The following is an 18,075-nucleotide window of genomic DNA, read 5'->3' as shown; positions in this document are numbered from 1 at the left end:
TGTCGGTGCTTAAAAATCCGTTCGGTAGGTCAATGCATCGCCGCCCCGGAGACCTTCGTCTCGGGCGCTGCAGCGTCGCGCCGGGCGTCCTGGCCCAGGCCGGCATCCTCGCCGATAAAGTCGGCGCAGCGGCTGCCCAGCATCATCGCCGGGGCGGTGGTGTTGCCGGCGGGTATATCGGGCACCGCGGACATGTCACAGACCCTGAGCCCGCGCACCCCACGAACCCGCAGTCGCGCATCGAGCACCGCCATGGGGTCGTCATCGGCACCCATGGCCGCAGTACCGGCCGGGTGGTAGTTGGTCTTGACGAAGCGTCGGCAGTGTTCGAGCAGCTCATCGTCGCTGGCGCCGCTTCCGGCGAAGGGCAAGGCCACACCGTGCAGGTTTTCCTTGAGCGGTGACTGTTCGAAGGCGCGCAGAAAGAACTTCTGCCCCTCCACCATCGCCTGCATGTCGTCGGGATGGCCGAGCAGGTTGGGCGATACCCGCGGCATGTCGCCGGGGTCGGCCGAGCGCAGGCAAACGCTGCCTCTGGCCTTGGGCTTGACCACCACGGTGGTCACCGTCAGTCCGTAGTCGTCCTTGAGCGCGTCCCGGGTATCCCGGTCCAGGTAGACGATGGGTACGCAGAAGGCCTGGATGGTCGGTGCCGCCTGAGGATCGACGGGGTTGACGAAGGCGCCCGCCTCGACCCCGGCCGAGGTCACCGGGCCACTGCCGAACAGCTTGAACTGGAGCCCGTTGGCCAGCATCCGCCAGCCAACGCCCTGGCGATAGTAGCCACACGGGGTCCTGGCGTAGGCGGTGATCGGCACCTCGGGATGGTCGATCAGGTTCTGCCCCACACCCGGCAGGTCCGCCTTCACCGCAATGTCGTGCTGCGCCAACTGCTCGGCTGGCCCGATACCCGAGAGCATCAGAAGCTTCGGGGTCACCAGCGCACCCGCCGCCAGGATCACCTCGCCCTGCGCGCGCACCCGGTGCACCTTGCCCTTGCGGTCGCGGTACTCGACGCCCACGGCGCGTCCGTCTTCGACCAGTACCTGCTGGACCTCGCAGTCGAGCGCGACCTCGAGCCCCGGGTGCTCGCGCAGCGGCTCCACGTAGGCGTAGGCGGCAGAGCAGCGCTTGCCCGCCCGATTCATGAACTGATAGAAGCCGACCCCGGTCTGACGCTCGCCATTGAAGTCGCCGTTGTAGGGCAGCCCCGCCGCCTGGGCGGCCTGGATAAACCAGCGCGAGGCCACATCCACATGACCGGGGTCAGAGACCTTGAGTGGTCCGCCGCGCCCGTGGTGTTCATTGACCAGACGGTCGTTGTCCTCCATCCGGCGAAAGTGCTTAAGCACCCCTTGCCAGGACCAGTCGGCCCTCGCCGCGTTGCCGGCGAGTCGCCGATCCCAGTCGTCGTAGTCCTCGGGCCGCCCGCGCATGTAGACCTGGGCATTGACCGAGGTACCGCCGCCGAGCACGTGACCCTGGGGAATGTCGTGGACCCGTCCCCCCAGATTAGCCTGCGGCTCGGTCTGGTGATAGCGCATGAACTTCGAGCCATTGATCATCTTGAAGATGCCCGGGGGCATGTCGAGCAGCGGGTGGTGGTGGGACGAGCCCGCCTCCAAAAGCAGCACCCTGGCACCCTGCTCGCGCACCAGGCGGGCGGCTACCACGCACCCGGCGGCCCCGCCCCCGACAACAATATGATCGACGTCGCTCACTCGTTCTCTCCTGCAAAGAAGGTGCTGCGCACGAACTCCCATGAGGCCTCGAGGTGATCGACCAGGGCACGCTCCGCCGCGTCGGGATCACGCATCAGGATGGCCTCGTAGATCGCCTGGTGAGCCAGGAAGTTGTCGTGATTGCGCTGCTCGCTGCGTGGCATCCGGCTCCATTGGGGCGCCAGCCACTCGACAAAGCCGGCGTGAATGGCCGGATAGGCCGGGTTGCCCGAGATGGTGTAAAGCACCCGGTGAAAGGCCACATCGGTGGCGTAGAAGCGCTCGGAATCGCAGATCGCCGCCTGGTTGTCGTCCAGTGCATCCTTCAACCGCTTGAGGTCGTCCTTGCCCGCCCCGGTGGCGGCGTCCCGCACCAGCACCCGCTCGAACAACACCCGTACCTGGTAGAGGTCATGTACGCCCCGGGAGTTATCGAGCAGGTGCTTGATAACGCCTCCCGCCGCCTGCATCGCCGAACTCGCATCCGGGCGACAGACGATCGGGCGATAGCGCGGCCGACTCTTCAAGAACCCCTTGGCGGTGAGCGCGGTGATCGCCTCGCGAATCACCGTGCGACTGGCGCCGTACTGCTCCATCAGCGCCCGCTCAGCGGGCAACGGACGTCCTTCCTCCAGCTCGCCGGCAACGATGGAGCGCTCAATATCCAGAGTGATCGAGTCCGCACTGCGTCCGCTCATACAACACCTCGTTTATCGTCGTACCAAAATAATCATTAAATTCTCGACCAACAACTACAACCAATGGCTAATACCGCCACAACAACCCATAAAATCGCTATATTTCATGAGCTTGAAGAAAATATAGACAATGGTCGTAGCACCTTACGCTTGCCAGCCACCTCGACCACCAACAGTATATGGTCGTACCAAACGTCATTTCAGCGTTATCCAACAGACGTTCTGACCACCCCAACGTTGTTCTGGCGTTATCCAATCATCGTTCTGGCCTTACCCAACAGAGGACGCCCCATGGATTTCCAACAGTTCGGTGCCACCCCCCTGGAAGGCCGCATGTGGGTCGATGGTAGCTGGTTTGAGCATGCCGGCTCCCACGCCATCGAGGTGGACAACCCGGCCAGCGAGGCGCTGCTTGGCCAGGTCCCCGCCGGTGACGCCGCCGCCGTGGACGCCGCCGTCGCCGCGGCCACCAGGGCTCAGTCCGACTGGGCCAGGCGACCGGCCAACGAGCGTGGCAAGCTGCTGACCCGCTGGGCCGAGGAGATCGATCGCCATCTCGAACCCTTCGCCCGGCTGATTGCTCTGGAGCAGGGCAAACCCCTGTCCCAGGCTCGCGGCGAGGTCGGCGCCTGCAGCGAATTTCTGCGCTACAGCGCCCAGTGGGCCAGACGCATCGAAGGCGACATTCTGCCCTCGGACAATCGCCACGAGGAAATTCAGATTCGCTCGCTGCCGCTGGGGGTGGTCGCCGGACTGACCGCCTGGAACTATCCGGCGGCCCTGGCCACGCGCAAGGCTGGCCCCGCCCTGGTGGCGGGCAACACCTTTATTCTGCTGGGTCACGAGATCACCCCCTTCGCCGGACTTTACCTGGCGGCGCTGTCCGAGCGCGCCGGTTTTCCGCCCGGCGTCTTCAACGTGGTGACCGGCCAGGGGCCGGTGGTGGGCCAGGCGCTGGTGGAGCACCCCGACACCGATCTGATCACCATGACCGGCAGTACCCGGGCGGGGCGACAGATCTTTCGCAGCGCCGCCGAGGAACTCAAGATCGTGCGGCTGGAGCTCGGCGGCAAGGCGCCCTTCATCGTGATGGAAGACGCCGACGTCGACGCCGCGGTGAAGGCCGCCGTCACCGCGCGCTATACCAACTGCGGCCAGATCTGCACCTGCAGCGAGCGTATCTACCTGCATCGCCAGATCGCCGACGAGTTCATCGACAAGTTCATCGCCGCCTCGCGCGCACTGAGCATCGGCAATCCGCTGGATGACCCCGACATGGGCCCCAAGGTCAGCCGTGGTGAACGCGACAAGGTCGCCGCCATGGTCCAGCGCGGTATCGCCCAGGGCGACCGCGTGCTGCTCGAAGGCGGCCCGCTCGACTCAGGCGACTACGCCAAGGGCTACTGGATCGCCCCGGCCATCGTCGAGACCCGGGACAATCGCTCGCCGCTGATCGACGACGAGGTGTTCGGACCGGTGGTGCCGATCCAGCGGGTCGACGACTTCGAGCAGGCCCTGGCCTTCGCCAACGACACCTCCTACGGCCTTTCGGCCTATGTCTTCACCCGCGACCTCAAGCGACTGATGCGGCTGCCCTCGGAGCTGCGCTTCGGCGAGATCTACTTCAATCGCGCCAACGGCGAGCAGGTCCACGCCTATCACTCGGGCTGGGGCCACTCCGGCGTCGGCGGCGAGGACGGCAAGTACGGTTTTTCCGCCTACTTCAAGAAGCAGACGATGTACGTCAACTGGGGCGATTGAACGCCCCCTCCCTGCAGCACGGAGCACTGCCGACGCGGTGCTCTTTTGACAACAAGCACAATAGCCCAGGAGAACACGATGCCTTCGACCCACCACTCCCCGACCGCCCGTCACCCCCGCACCCGCCGCCTGGCGGGGCTTGCCACCGCCGCCCTGCTGGGACTTTCCGCCATGCCCGGCTGGGCCCAGCAGTTGCCGCCGCTGGAACAGAAGGACAGCTACCGGGTGGGCTTCGCCCAGATGGAAAGCAACAACCCCTGGCGCATCGCCGAGACCCAGTCGTTTCGTGATATCGCCCCCGAGTGCAACTGGCAGCTGACGGTCACCGACGCGGCCGGTTCCGCCGCCAAGCAGGTCGCCGACGTGGACAGCATGATCGCCCAGGGCGTCGATGCGATCTTCCTGCCCCCGCGCGAGGAAAAGGCGCTGATCCCGGCGGTGATGAAGGCCCGTGCGGCAGGCATCCCGGTGTTCCTGGTCGACCGTATCGTCGATGACGAGGTCGCCAAGGCCGGTGAGCACTACGTTAGCTTCCTCGGCTCCGACTTCATCGAGCAGGGGCGCATCGCCGCCCAGTGGCTGGTCGACAACTTCGAAGGCGAACAGGCCCACATCATCGAGCTCGAGGGCACCACCGGCGCCTCCTCGGCCAATGACCGCAAGGAAGGCTTCGATGCGGTCATCGCCGAACAGGACAACATGGAGATCATCGCCTCCCAGTCCGGCGACTTCGCCCGCGATACCGGCCGCCAGGTGATGGAGACGCTGCTTCAGGCCCATCCTGAGGTCAACGTGGTCTACGCCCACAACGACGAGATGATCATCGGTGCCATCCAGGCGCTGGAACTGGCCGGACGCACCCCAGGCGAGGACGTGCTGCTGGTCTCCATCGACGGCACCCGCGACGCCCTGCAGGCGATCCTCGACGGCAAGCTCGGGGTCAGCGTCGAGTCGTCGCCGCGCTTTGGTCCGATGGCCTGCGACGTGCTCAACCGCTACGCCGCCGGCGAGACCATCGAGCCCTGGGTGCGCGTCGAGGACCGTGTCTTCACCCAAGACAACGCCGCCGAGCATATCGACGACGCCTATTGAGCTGAGCCACGCCGGTTGATCCCGACCTGACATTCCAACCAGGTACCACGTCATGACAGCGCTTATCGACATGCGCGACATCCACAAGCGGTTTGGAGGCACCGTCGCCCTCGACGGCGCCTCGCTCACGATCGCGCCGGGTGAGGTGCACGCCCTGATCGGCCAGAACGGGGCGGGCAAGTCCACCCTGATCAAGGTTCTGACCGGGGTCTACACACCGACCAGCGGCCAGATCCTGCTCGACGGCGAGCCTGTGGCCTTCTCCGGCCCGCGCCGGGCGCAGCAGGCAGGCGTTGCCACCATCTACCAGGAGCTCAACCTGGTGCCGCTGCGCTCGGTCACCGAGAACATGATGATGGGCTTCGAGCCCCTTCACTGGTGGGGCGGGATCGACTGGCCCCAGGCCCATCGACGGGCCCGCACGGTGCTCGAGGAGCTGGGGCTGGACATCGACGTCCGCCGTCCGCTCAGCGAGTACTCCACCGCCATCCAGCAGCTGGTGGCCATCGGCCGAGCGGTGTCCCAGCAGGTCAGGCTGGTGATCATGGACGAGCCGACCAGTTCGCTGGACGAACGCGAGGTCCAGCGGCTGTTCGAGGTCATCCGACTGCTCAAGTCCCAGGGCACCTCGGTGCTGTTCGTCTCGCACTTCCTCGAGGAGCTCTACGCGGTGTGCGACTGCGCCACCATCATGCGCAACGGCGCCACGGTGGAGCAGCGCACCCTCAGCGAGACACCGCGCCTGGAGCTGGTGGCCTCCATGCTTGGCCGCAAGGCCTCGGACATCCAGGCAAGCGGCACCACCAGCTTTCGTGAGATGGAACTCGACACCGACGAGACGCTGCTCGAGGTCGAATCCCTGGCCACCGACAAGGGCCTGCGAGGCGCCTCGCTGGAGGTGCATCAGGGCGAGATGGTGGGCCTCGGTGGTCTGCTCGGGGCCGGTCGCAGCGAGCTTGCCCGCGCCCTGTTCGGGCTCGATCGCACCACCCGGGGCAGCATGCGGCTGGCCGGCCAGCGCTACGCCCCCCGCCACAGCCGCGACGCCATCGCCGCGGGGGTGGCGCTGCTCAGCGAAGACCGCAAGGTCGAGGGCATCATCCCCGAGATGAGCGTGCGCGAGAACATGACCCTGCCCCTGCTCGGCACGCTGAGCCGTCGTGGCGTCATTCAACGGCGGCGCGAGCGCGAACTCGCCGCACACTATATCGAGGCGCTCAAGATCAAGACCGCCTCCATGGAACAACCCATCGGCCAGCTGTCCGGCGGCAACCAGCAGAAGGTACTGCTGGCACGGTGGCTGGCGACCCAGCCGCGACTGCTGATCCTCGACGAGCCGACCCGTGGCGTCGATATTGGCGCCAAGCGCGAGATCCAGCGCATCGTCCAGGACTATCAGGCTCAGGGCGGCGCGGTGCTGATGATCAGCTCGGAATTCGAGGAACTCGCCGAGGGCGCCCAGCGGGTGGTGATCATGCACGAAGGCCACTCGACCCGGGTGCTCGACAACCCCGGGCTCAGCGAAGACGCCCTGGTCACCGCCATCGCCACCGCCCAGCACGACCGAGCCGACGGCGCGGCGCGTGACGACGCTGCACCGTCTGCTACCGCCACCGACCACCAGGAGACCGCACCATGACGTCGCTCCACTCCTCCCGTCAGGCGACGCCCCGGTCGGCCAGCCCGCGATGGCGCCAGGCCATGCCGGTGAATCCCCGCAGTCTGGCGCTGCTCGTCGCCCTGCTGGCACTGATCCTGTTCAATGTCGCGATCACCCCCAACTTTCTCGAGTGGCAGACGCTGTCGGTCAACGTCTCCCAGGTGTCGACCATCGCCATCGTCGCCATCGGCATGACCCTGGTCATCGCCACCGGTGGCATCGATCTGTCGGTGGGCGCGGTGATGGCCCTGGCCGGCGCCCTGGCGCCGCTGATCTTTCTGTCAGAGTTCGGCCAGCAGGCGCCGCTGGCGATGACCCTGGTGGCCATCATCGTGGCCCTGGCGGTCGCCGTAGCCTGCGGGCTGTTCAACGGCGTGCTGGTCAGTCGCTTCGGCGTGCAGCCGATCATCGCCACCCTGGTGCTGTTCATTTCCGGCCGCGGTCTGGCCCAGGTGCTGACCAACGGCAACCTGCAGACCTTCGACAATCCCGCCTTCGAGTTCCTCGGCGCCGGTCGGCTACTCGGCCTGCCCTTCCAGGGCTGGCTGGTGGTGGTCATCGCCCTGGTGGTGGCCTGGGTCATCGCCCGCACCCGCTACGGCCGCTACCTGCTGGCCACCGGCGGCAACCCCCAGGCGGCACGCATGGCCGGGGTCCCGGTGACCCGCGTCAAGCTCGCAGCCTACACCAGCTGTGCCCTGCTCGCCGGCCTCGCCGGGCTGATCACCGTGGCCATCAATTCCGCCTCGGACGCGGCCAAGAACGGCAACCTGATGGAGCTCGACGCCATCGCCGCGGCGGTGGTCGGCGGCGCCCTGCTCAAGGGCGGCAAGGCCCCCATCGCCGGGGTCATCCTCGGTGCCGCGATCATTCAGCTGGTGCGCTACACCCTGCTCGCCAACGGCGTCGCCGACGAGGTGGCGCTGGTGGTGAAGGCCGCCATCATCGTGCTGGCGGTGTATCTCCAGACGCCCAGAGGAGCCCACTGACATGACCACCGTCTCCTGGCGCCAGCGCCTTGCCGACAATGGCCAGGCCACCGGGGTCTGCGTGATCCTGCTGGCACTGGTCTGCCTCGGCCTGATCCGCTACGACAATTTCGGCAGCGCCTACAATCTCTCGTCCTTTCTCAACTACAACGCCATGTTCGTGCTGATCAGCCTGGGCATGTGCCTGGTGATCATCACCGGCGGCATCGACCTGTCGGTAGGCACGGTGGCGGCGCTGTCCTCGGTCACCGCCGCCTACGTAAGCCCCTACGGCCTGGTCCCGGCGCTCCTGGCGGGGCTCGCCACCGGACTGGCGGCGGGTCTGGTCAATGCCGTGATGATCACGCGTCTGCATATCCCTCCCTTTATCGCCACCCTGGCGAGCCTGCTCGCGGCCAAGGGCACCGCCCTGATCATCAGTGGCAACCAGACGGTGCCGGTGGACTGGGCCAGCGGCTTTACCCGACTGGGGATGGAGTCGATCGGCGGCCTGCTGCCCTGGAGCTTCGCCATCACCCTGGTGGTCGGCGCCGGTCTCTGGTGGCTGCTGGAACAACGCCCCATCGGCCGCACCATGCTCGCGGTGGGCGACAACGAGGAAGCCGCCCACCTGATGGGCCTGCCCGCACGCAAGGCCAAGACCCTGGCCTACCTGATCAGCGGCGGTTGTGCCGGGCTCGCCGGGGTCTTTCTGGCCTCGGGCTTTGGCGCCGGCCAGCCGCTGGAGGGACTAGGCTGGGAGTTGACCGCCATCGCCGCCGTCGTCGTCGGCGGCACCCTGCTGACCGGCGGCAAGGGGTCGCTGGTGGCGACGCTGATCGGCGCCTTGATGCTCGGTCTGATCTTCAACCTTTTGAACTTCGAAAACGGACTCGGCACCTTCAACCTCAGCGCCTACTGGCAGATGGTCATCCGCGGCGCCTTTCTCTTCGTCGTGATCGCGATCCAGGTGCAGATCACGCGCACACGCAACACAGGATAATCCTCCCATGTCGACGATCACCTCCATCGAGCTCGACCTCTACCGACTGCCGCTGAGCGAGCCCATGGGCGATGCCAAGCATGGCGTGCACACCGACTTCGAGGTCGTGACCGCCACCGTCACCACCGCGGATGGCCACAGCGGTACCGGCTACACCTATACCGGCGGGCGCGGCGGACACGCCATCCTGGCACTGCTCGAGCACGACCTGGCGCCGATGCTGCTGGGGCGTGACGCCGGTGACATCGCCGGCTGCTACGACGACATGCTATGGCATATCCACTACGTGGGCCGCGGCGGCATCGCCGCCTTCGCCATCTCGGCGCTGGATATCGCGCTGTGGGACCTCAAGGGCCGCCGCCTCGGCCAGCCGCTATGGCAGATGGCCGGCGGCCAGGGCCGCCAGTGCCAGGCCTACTTCGGCGGCATCGACCTCAACTTCTCCCTCGAGCGACTGCTTGCCAACGTTCAGGGCTACCTCGACCAGGGCGCCGAGGCCATCAAGATCAAGGTCGGCCGCCCGACCCTTGCCGAGGATGTCGAGCGGGTGGCCCGGGTACGCGAACTGATCGGCCCCGAGCGTCCCTTCATGGTGGACGCCAACTACGCGCTGAGCGTCGATGGCGCCATCGAGGCCGCCAGGGCCTTCGCGCCCTACGACATCACCTGGTTCGAGGAACCCACCCTTCCCGATGACTACCAGGGCTATGCCCGCATCGCCGAGGCGACCGGCATGCCCCTGGCCATGGGCGAGAACCTGCACACCTCTCACGAATTCGGCTACGCCTTCGAACAGGCGCGGCTATCCTTCATCCAGCCCGACGCCTCCAACTGCGGCGGTATCAGCGGCTGGCTCGATGTCGCCCGCCAGAGCCGCCACTACGGCCTGCCCATCTGCAGCCACGGCATGCAGGAGCTACACGTAAGCCTGGTGTCGGCCCAGCCCAACGCCGGCTGGATGGAGATCCACTCCTTCCCCATCGATCACTACACCCGACGTCCGCTGGTCCTCGACCAGGGTCGCGCGGTGGCCCCGGACAGCCCCGGCATCGGGGTCGAGTTCGACCGCGACCGGATGGCCCCCCATCGCACCGGCGGTGCACGGCTCGGCAGCGACAGCGGTGCCGAGCGCCAGCAGCACAGCGCCTGAATTCTCCCTCTTCACAACGCCCCGACGACACGAGGAACCCCCATGGAAGCACTGGTCTATACCGGCCCCCGCCAGGTCGAGGTCACCGAGGTGCCGGAGCCCGCCGAGCGGGCCGGCGCCGTCAAGGTTCGCATGCTCTACTGCGGTGTCTGCGGCACCGACATCGGTATCTACTCGGGCAAGCACCCGCGCGCCCAGGCGCCCCTGGTGCTGGGCCACGAATTCGTCGGCCGCGTCGAGCAGACACCGCCGGACTCGCGCTTCGCGGTGGGCGACCGAGTGGTCGCCTACCCGCTGATCTCCTGCGGCGACTGCCATCCCTGTCGCAACGGCACCCCGCATGTCTGCGCCAACCTGCGCCTGATCGGCATCGATCGTGACGGTGGCATGACCGACCATCAGTGGATCGACGAAAGCGTGCTGTTCAAGGTGCCGGACAGCCTGTCCGATGAGGTGGCGGCGCTGGTGGAGCCTCTGGCGGTGGTGGTCAGGACCCTGCACCAGGCACGCTTTGCGCTGCTCGACAGCGCAGTGGTGATGGGCGCCGGCCCCATCGGCCTGTTGACCGCCATCGTGCTGCGCCACTCAGGCGCCTCCCGGGTGATCGTCTCCGATGTCGACGAAGGCCGCCTGGGGCTGTGTCGCCAGCTCGGCTTCGATACCGTGGACGTGCGCAGCGAGAGCCTGGTCGAGCGGGTGGCCAGCGCCACCGGCGGCGACGGCGCCGACGCCGTGTTCGAGTGCTCCGGCGTCGAGAGCGCGGCGCTGGAGATGACCAAGGTAGTACGCGTCGGCGGCACCATCTGCCTGACCGCCACCCACAAGGCGGCCCACGCGGTCAATCTGATCGACGTGAACTTCAAGGAGCTGACCCTGATCGGCTCCCGGGTCTATACCCACAAGCAGTTCGGCGACGCCCTGGCTCTGGCCGACACCCTGGCCGATGAACTGCGCCAGACCATCACCCAGGTGGTGCCGCTGTCCGACGCGGCCGGTGTCTTCGAGATGATCGCCACGCCCTCCCTCAACACCGTCAAGGTTCTGGTGGACTGCCAATCATGAAGCTGTTCGATCTACACGGCCGCAAGGCCATCGTCACCGGCGGAACCCGGGGCCTCGGCCTCGGCATGGCCGAAGCCCTGCTCGAGGCAGGCGCCGAGGTCGTCATCCTGGGCTCGTCGGACAAGGTCCATGAGGTCGCCTCGGGCCTGTCCACGTCGACCAGCGCCTGTCATGGCGTGGTCGTCGATCTGGCTAGCCGCCAGCAGCGCAGCGAGGGCTTCGACGCTGCCCTTGCCAAGCTCGGCGGTCGCCTCGACATCCTGGTCAACGCCGCCGGCGTCCAGCGCCGACACCCTTCCGAGCACTTCCCCGCCGATGACTGGGAGGCGGTGCTCGAGGTCAACCTGACGGCGGTGTTCGAGCTGTGTCAGCTAGCCGCCCGGCATATGCTCGAGCGCGACGTCGAAGGGCCCGACGGCCAGGGCAAGATCATCAATATCGCCTCGCTGCTGTCGTTCTTCGGTGGCATGACGGTGCCGGCCTACGCCGCCAGCAAGGGCGGCGTGATGCAGCTGACCAAGGCCCTGGCCAACGAATGGGCGGCCAAGGGCATCAACGTCAACGCCATCGCCCCGGGCTACATGGCCACCGACATGAATAGCGCTCTGCTGGCCGACGAGGGTCGCAACGCCGAGATCACCGCACGCATTCCCGCCGGGCGCTGGGGCAATGGCGACGACATGAAAGGACCGCTGCTGTTTCTGGCCTCCCCTGCCTCGGACTATGTCCACGGTGTCACCCTGCCCGTCGATGGCGGCTACCTCGGCCGCTGACAGGAGACTTGCATGAAGATCGTCTTTACCGACCTCGACCACGCCAACCACGACGTGGAAACCGAGATCTTCAAGCGCGCGGGCTTCGATGTCCCGCTGCTTGAATGCCAAAGCGAAGATGCGCTGATCGAACAGCTCCAGGGCGTCGATATCGCCCTGAACCAGTACGCCCCCTTCACCCGCCGGGTATTCGAGGCCCTGCCCGATCTCAAGCAGATCGTGCGCTACGGGGTCGGCGTCAACAACGTCGACCTCGAGGCCGCCAGCGCCGCCGGGGTCCAGGTCTGCAACGTCCCGGACTACGGCATGCACGAGGTATCCGATCACGCCCTGGCCCTGAGCCTGGCGCTGATTCGCAAACTGGTGCCGATGAACGCCGGCTGCCAGACCGGACGCTGGGAGTACGCCGACGCCATGCCGATCCGACGCCAGACCCGGATGACCGCCGGGGTGGTCGGCCTGGGTCGCATCGGTCAACTCTACGCCCGCAAGATGGCGGCGCTGGGCTTCAATGTCATCGCCCACGACCGCTACCATCAGCCCAACGCCGAAGACGGCACCGACGAGATTCGCTGCCTGGAACTCGATGAGTTGTTCCAGGAGGCCGACGTGATCGGGCTGTTCTGCCCCTTGACCGAGGAAACCCGCCATCTGGTGGACGCCGCGGCACTGGAGCGGATGAAGGACTCGGCCTATCTGATCAACACCTCTCGTGGCGGCATCATCGACGAGACGGCCCTGGCCCAGGCCTTGAAGGAAGGCAGGCTTGCCGGCGCCGCCCTGGACACCACCGAGCAGGAACCCTTGCCCGCCGACAGTCCGCTCAGGGGCATCGACAACTGCCTGATCACGCCGCATATGGCCTGGTATTCAGAAGACGCCGCGCAAGAGCTCAAGCGCAAGGTGGCCGAGGAAGCGGTACGCTTCGCCAGCGGCGAGAAGGTGCTGTGGCCGGTGAACCGACCGAAGGCGTGAGGTAACCGGGCTAGGCGCCTGAGCGACCCGATCCAGCGAGCGCCCCTCAAGCACACGCCCCCGACGAAGACGTCGGGGGCGTTGGTATTGCAGGCCATCGGCGCCTGACCGTTACACCGGCGCCGGTGGCTGGGCTGATCAGCCCTGGGCTTTGGCCAGCTGAGCCCTGCGCGCGTGCAGTTTCTTGTAGCTCTCGATCAGGCGCTGGTGCTTTTCCAGCCCTTCGAGCGCCATGCTGGTCGGGGTAAGGCCAGGGAAGCGTAGCTCGCCGTTGACCGCACCGACCACGCTGTCCATGGTCTCGTCCCCGAACATGCGGCGCAGGTTGTAGAGGAAGTCATCGAGCTTTAGCTCGTCGTCCAGGGTGATTTCCAGCACCGCCCGCACCGCCTGGTAGTAAAGGCCACGCTCGACGGTGTTGTCGTTGTACTGCAGGAACATCTCGACCCGATCCAGCGCCTCCTCGTGCTGACCGAGCGCCAGGTGGAGCATCAGCTTGAGCTCGAGGATCGTCAGCTGGCCCCACACGGTGTTCTCGTCGAACTCGATACCGATCAGGGTGATGATGTCCATGTGCTCGTCGATCTGGCTCTCTTCCAGCCGCTCGAGCAGATCCGCGAGCTGGTCGTCGTCGAGACGATGCAGATTGAGGATGTCCTCGCGGTAGTCCAGCGCCATGTTGGTGTTGTCCCACACCAGGTCCTCGACCGGATAGACCTCGGAATAGCCCGGCACCAGGATGCGGCAGACCGGCGCACCCAGGTCCTCGTGGACCATCATGTAGGCTTCCTTGCCCATCTCCTCGAGGATGCCGAACAGGGTCGCCGCCTCCTCGTCGTTGCTGCCGGAGAAGTCCCACTCGACAAACTCGACGTCGGACCTGGCGCTGAAGAAGCGCCAGGACACCAGCCCGGAGGAGTCGATGAAGTGCTCGACAAAGTTGTTGGGCTCGGTCACCGCCAGCGAGTTGAAGGTGGGCGGCATGAAGTCATTGAGGCCCTCGAAGCTGCGCCCCTGCATCAGCTCGGTCAGGCTGCGCTCGATGGCGACCTCGAAGCTCGGGTGGGCGCCGAAGGAGGCGAACACGCCGCCGGTCTTGGGGTTCATCAGGGTCACGCAGGCCACCGGGAACTGGCCGCCGAGCGAGGCATCCTTGACCAGCACCGGGAAGCCCTGGGCCTCCAGCGCCTTCACGCCCTCGACGATGTCCGGATACTTCGCCAGCACCTCCTCGGGCACGTCGGGCAGGGCCAGCTCCTGCTCGAGGATCTGGCGCTTCACACCGCGCTCGAAGATCTCCGACAGGCACTGCACCTGGGCCTCGGCCAGGGTGTTGCCGGCGCTCATGCCGTTGGACAGGTAGAGGTTCTCGATCAGGTTGGAGGGGAAGTAGATCACCTCGCCATCGGACTGGCGAACGAAGGGCAGCGCGACGATGCCGCGCTCGACATTGCCGGAGTTGGTGTCGATCAGGTGCGAGCCCTGAAGCTCGCCGTCGGGATCGAAGATCTCCAGGCAGTAATCGTCGAGGATGCCCTTGGGCAGCTCGTCGTTGGGCCCGGGCTTGAACCACTTCTCGCAGGGGTAGTGGACGAACTCGCTCGAGGCGATCTCCTCGCCGAAGAACTGATCGTTGTAGAAGAAGTTGCAGCTCAAGCGCTCGATGAACTCGCCCAGCGCCGAGCACAGAGCGCTCTCCTTGGTCGAGCCCTTGCCGTTGGTGAAGCACATGGGCGAGGCGGCGTCGCGGATGTGCAGTGACCAGACGTGGGGCACGATGTTGCGCCAGGAGGCGATCTCGACCTTCATGCCGAGCTCGGCCAGCATGGCAGTCATGTTGGCGATGGTCTGCTCCAGCGGCAGGTCCTTGCCCTCGATCCAGGTGCTCTGGCCTTCTTCCGGCTCCGCCATCAGCAGCGCCTGGGCGTCCTCGTCGAGGTTCTCCACCGTCTCGATCTGGAATTCGGGACCGGTCTGCACCACCTTCTTCACCGTGCAGCGCTCGATGGAACGCAGGATGCCCTGGCGGTCCTTGTCGGACAGGTCTTCGGGCAGCTCTACCTGGATCTTGAAGATCTGGTTGTAGCGGTTTTCCGGGTCGACGATGTTGTTCTGCGACAGCCGGATATTTTCGGTGGGGATATCCCGGGCGACGCAGTAGACCTTGACGAAGTAGGCGGCACACAGGGCAGACGACGCCAGGAAATAGTCGAAGGGGCTCGGCGCCGAGCCGTCACCCTTGTAGCGGATGGGCTGGTCGGTAACGACGGTAAAGTCGTCGAACTTGGCCTCGAGCCTCAGGTTGTCGAGAAAATTGACCTTGATTTCCATGGAGTCAGCACCGGAGTAATGGGTTTGGGTCGTCGGACACTCGCCACCGACAACGCCTTTGGGGCGCATTATCCAGTTTTCCCCCGGCGACGTCTTGGCCAGCCGGATGAAATTTGCTCGTGATGGCCTGGCGATAACCTCTATTGCTTCAGCAGTCGCGAGACAACCAACTGACACAAGGCCACGATCACGAAGAAGCCGGCGCCGAGCCAGGTATCGGCGAGTACCGCCAACAGCAGCGATACCAGCGCGACGTACCGCACCAGTCGCGGCGCCAGCTTGCGCGACGGCCCACCGCTGTCCGGCGTGGTGTCCGCGGCCACCGGGCGCTCCAGCCGGGCAAACAACTCGTCGACCTCTGCCTGGCGGGCGGTGCTTCTGGGCGGCGCATGGACGAAGCGTGCCAAGTAGACGAAACCCACCACGCTGACGACCTGCAGCATCAGCGAGACCGCGAGCTTGATATCGACCAGTTGGGAGGGATGGATCGACGGCAGGCCGAGCCACTGGCCCAGGGCCTCGACGTCGAGCCACACATAGCTCGAGGTGGTCACCAGGATACCCACCAGCACCCCGCCCCAACCGGCCCAGTCAGGGGCGCCGGTCCTGGCGATGGACAGCATGGCCGGCAGCGCCAGCGGCATCTGGAAGATCACCCCGAACATCACCATGATGTCGAACAGGCTGAGGTGGTGGACCTGGCCCAGGGCGATGGCCAACGTCACGATGATGCTGCCCTGAAGCACCCCGAAACTACGCCCGATGGCCACCAGGCGCTGGCCGAGCCGTTCGCTCGCCCCCAGCAGCGGCGTCAGCAGGCTGATGATCACCCCTGCGTCGCGGTTGAGCGAGGTGGTGATCGGCGCCACCGTGACCGCCAGCATCGCCGCCACCACCAGCCCCAGCACCCCCGGCGGCAGGAAGTCACGGATGAAGTGGACGTAGGCGGCGTTGGCGGCGTCCTCGCCAAGCGCCGGATAGAGCGCGGCCAGATCGATGCCCGCCTGCCCGATCAGCCAGGGCGGGATAAACCAGCTAACCGGCCCCACCACGAACAGGATCGATGCCAGGGAGGCGGCCTTGCGCGCATCGCGATCACCATTGGTGGTAAGGAAGCGATAGCTGGAGGTGGCGTTGTTGATGCTGATGCACTGCTTGACCAGCATCGCCGCCGACCACACGACCATGATGCCCAGGCTGTAGTCGTCGCCGCCGATCCAGAAGTCACGGCCGTCGCCGATCACGCTCATGTCGGTATCGGCGGCAAGCCACAGGCCGAAGCCACCGATGACGAAGGTCAGCACCGCCAGCTGGACCATCTGGATGAAGTTGTTGGCGGACACCACCCAGACCCCGCCGATCAGCGTCACGCAGATGATGACGGCGCCGATCACCAGGGTGACGAAGGCCACCCGAATATCGAACACCGCGCCGAGAAACAGCGACACGCCATAGAGCGCGATGGAGGCGGTCATCAGGGTGAGAAGGATCTGGCTCACCACATAGAAAAGCTGGGTGAACCTGCCGTAGCGCATCCGAATGATCTCGGAGTAGGTGGACACCCGCAGACGCCGAAATCGTGGTGCAAAATAGAGCGCCGCCAGCAGAAACCCAAGCGCGTTGCCCCAGAAGATCATCAGCACCGAAAAGCCGTCCTCGTAGGCCTTCTGGGCGGCGCCGGTAAAGGTCCAGGCGGAGAACTGGGTCATGAAGGCGGTACTGCCCGCCATCCACCAGGGCACCCGCCCTCCTCCACGGACGAAGCCGTCCGGCGTCTCGGCGCGGCGGCGATAGGCGATCACCGTGCCGACGATGACCATCAAGGCGAGCAACAGCGCGACCCTGTCGAGGGTAGGCATCGGGTGATTCTCCGCTAAGAAAGAGGCCGCCCGAGCCGAAACTTCCTCAGAATGTCCGGTCCCGGTGGACAGGCTCCATTACAGGGTCGGCCCTGGACGGCAAGCGGCCTTGCGAGGTGAAGGCCGCCTTGTTGTCGGTCATGATCGAGGGCCGGACGAAGCGAGTGCTCACTTCGCCCGGCAGCCTTTCAGTAGTAGTACTTGAGGCCCACCCGAGTGCGTAGCTGACGCGTATCGGAATCGGAGCTGACGCCGACATCTGACAGATCGAAATACGGCATCCAGGAGCCGAAGCGCCGTCCGGCCCCGAAGATCGCATCGTAGGCTTCCCGGCCGTTGTCGAAGATGTCCCGGTCCTCGTTGTGGTTGTAGTTCAGCTCCAGCCAGTAGCGATAATCCCCGGGACTATAGCTCATCACAAAGGTGATCTTGTTCTGCACATAGTCTTCGCGATCGTCGTCACTGTAGCTGGTGTACTGACGGCGATAGCGCAGCGTGGTGGTCAGCGGCAGGCTGCTGGCACGATAGCCGATGCGAAACTGCGGCTTGAGGCTGTTGTTGCCGTCGCCGAAGGTGATCGGCATGCCGGGCTGGATGTACCAGTTTTCATCGAGGGGGTACTTGATGCCCCAGTCGATCTCGCTGTCACCACGGCCGAGGTCGGAAAAGGCGCCCTGGGTGCCATCATCTTCGCTTTGCCCAGCGAACTTGGCCTCAAGTCCGTAGTAGAAGATGCCCATGGAATCGCTGACCTTGACCCGGTTGGCGTGCTGTTCGGTGTGATGCTTGTACTCGTGTCGATAGTCGAGGGTGATCGCTTCAACGCTGGTAGAAATGACACTGGTGGACATGAACGCAGCGGAAGACAGAACACCGAGGATAAATTTCTTGCTCATTGGTTCACTCATTGTACTTGTTGCTTTGACGTCGGCTTTTTCGGCAGAGACGGCCCATCGGTCCTGAACGTGTCTGGCGCCCTGCAGGGGCCGATGTTCAGACGATCGATACAAGGCCCGCTGGAT

General features: G+C 65.6%; 14 protein-coding genes. 9 read left to right on the top strand and 5 right to left on the bottom strand.

The window, feature by feature from the left end:
• Positions 1 to 29: 29 nt before the first annotated feature.
• Together NFG58_RS06585 and NFG58_RS06580 are read right to left on the bottom strand one after the other, a co-directional pair.
• Positions 30 to 1,721, bottom strand: coding sequence for a GMC family oxidoreductase N-terminal domain-containing protein (locus NFG58_RS06585; RefSeq protein ID WP_348827811.1), 1,692 nt, complete (start codon positions 1,719 to 1,721; stop codon positions 30 to 32).
• On the bottom strand, positions 1,718 to 2,419 hold the full coding sequence (locus NFG58_RS06580; protein ID WP_108131711.1) for an FCD domain-containing protein: 702 nt from the start codon (positions 2,417 to 2,419) through the stop codon (positions 1,718 to 1,720). Before NFG58_RS06580 ends, NFG58_RS06585 begins: the two co-directional genes overlap by 4 nt.
• A gap of 291 nt (positions 2,420 to 2,710) precedes the next feature.
• Between NFG58_RS06580 and NFG58_RS06575 the strand changes: the two genes are divergently transcribed.
• From NFG58_RS06575 to NFG58_RS06535, 9 genes are all read left to right on the top strand, one after another.
• Positions 2,711 to 4,180 carry an aldehyde dehydrogenase family protein gene (locus NFG58_RS06575; RefSeq protein ID WP_348827810.1) on the top strand — a complete coding sequence of 490 codons (1,470 nt, stop codon included), beginning with the start codon at positions 2,711 to 2,713 and terminating at the stop codon, positions 4,178 to 4,180.
• Positions 4,181 to 4,258: 78 nt separating this feature from the next.
• Entirely contained in the window at positions 4,259 to 5,272 is a 1,014-nt protein-coding gene (locus tag NFG58_RS06570) for an ABC transporter substrate-binding protein (RefSeq protein ID WP_348827809.1), read from the top strand.
• Between the two features lie 52 nt (positions 5,273 to 5,324).
• The gene (locus NFG58_RS06565) at positions 5,325 to 6,911 is read left to right on the top strand and encodes a sugar ABC transporter ATP-binding protein (RefSeq protein ID WP_348827808.1); all 1,587 of its coding nucleotides are present in this window, start codon (positions 5,325 to 5,327) and stop codon (positions 6,909 to 6,911) included.
• Positions 6,908 to 7,921, top strand: a complete 1,014-nt coding sequence (locus NFG58_RS06560) for an ABC transporter permease (RefSeq protein ID WP_205254732.1) — start codon at positions 6,908 to 6,910, stop codon at positions 7,919 to 7,921. Before NFG58_RS06565 ends, NFG58_RS06560 begins: the two co-directional genes overlap by 4 nt.
• Before the next feature lies 1 nt (position 7,922).
• The gene (locus tag NFG58_RS06555; RefSeq protein ID WP_045995138.1) at positions 7,923 to 8,903 is read left to right on the top strand and encodes an ABC transporter permease; all 981 of its coding nucleotides are present in this window, start codon (positions 7,923 to 7,925) and stop codon (positions 8,901 to 8,903) included.
• Positions 8,904 to 8,910: 7 nt separating this feature from the next.
• The gene (locus NFG58_RS06550) at positions 8,911 to 10,053 is read left to right on the top strand and encodes a mandelate racemase/muconate lactonizing enzyme family protein (RefSeq protein ID WP_124802276.1); all 1,143 of its coding nucleotides are present in this window, start codon (positions 8,911 to 8,913) and stop codon (positions 10,051 to 10,053) included.
• 42 nt (positions 10,054 to 10,095) lie between these two features.
• Positions 10,096 to 11,115, top strand: a complete 1,020-nt coding sequence (locus tag NFG58_RS06545; RefSeq protein ID WP_045995140.1) for an alcohol dehydrogenase catalytic domain-containing protein — start codon at positions 10,096 to 10,098, stop codon at positions 11,113 to 11,115.
• Positions 11,112 to 11,888 carry an SDR family NAD(P)-dependent oxidoreductase gene (locus NFG58_RS06540; protein WP_108131707.1) on the top strand — a complete coding sequence of 259 codons (777 nt, stop codon included), beginning with the start codon at positions 11,112 to 11,114 and terminating at the stop codon, positions 11,886 to 11,888. The genes NFG58_RS06545 and NFG58_RS06540 overlap by 4 nt, the downstream gene beginning before the upstream one ends.
• A 12-nt stretch (positions 11,889 to 11,900) precedes the next feature.
• Positions 11,901 to 12,863, top strand: coding sequence for a C-terminal binding protein (locus NFG58_RS06535; protein WP_348827807.1), 963 nt, complete (start codon positions 11,901 to 11,903; stop codon positions 12,861 to 12,863).
• Between the two features lie 138 nt (positions 12,864 to 13,001).
• Here NFG58_RS06535 and NFG58_RS06530 read toward each other — a convergent pair whose 3' ends face one another.
• The 3 genes from NFG58_RS06530 to NFG58_RS06520 form a co-directional block, all read right to left on the bottom strand.
• On the bottom strand, positions 13,002 to 15,194 hold the full coding sequence (locus NFG58_RS06530; RefSeq protein ID WP_348827806.1) for an OsmC domain/YcaO domain-containing protein: 2,193 nt from the start codon (positions 15,192 to 15,194) through the stop codon (positions 13,002 to 13,004).
• Between the two features lie 140 nt (positions 15,195 to 15,334).
• Positions 15,335 to 17,053, bottom strand: a complete 1,719-nt coding sequence (locus NFG58_RS06525) for a hypothetical protein (RefSeq protein ID WP_348827805.1) — start codon at positions 17,051 to 17,053, stop codon at positions 15,335 to 15,337.
• Between the two features lie 188 nt (positions 17,054 to 17,241).
• Positions 17,242 to 17,949, bottom strand: a complete 708-nt coding sequence (locus NFG58_RS06520) for an oligogalacturonate-specific porin KdgM family protein (RefSeq protein ID WP_162816532.1) — start codon at positions 17,947 to 17,949, stop codon at positions 17,242 to 17,244.
• Positions 17,950 to 18,075: the final 126 nt, after the last annotated feature.

It is taken from the genome of Halomonas sp. RT37 (genome assembly GCF_040070525.1).
Lineage (GTDB): Bacteria > Pseudomonadota > Gammaproteobacteria > Pseudomonadales > Halomonadaceae > Halomonas > Halomonas litopenaei.
The sequence above is the reverse complement of the archived record's forward strand: the minus strand, read 5'-3'. Positions and strand labels throughout refer to the sequence as shown.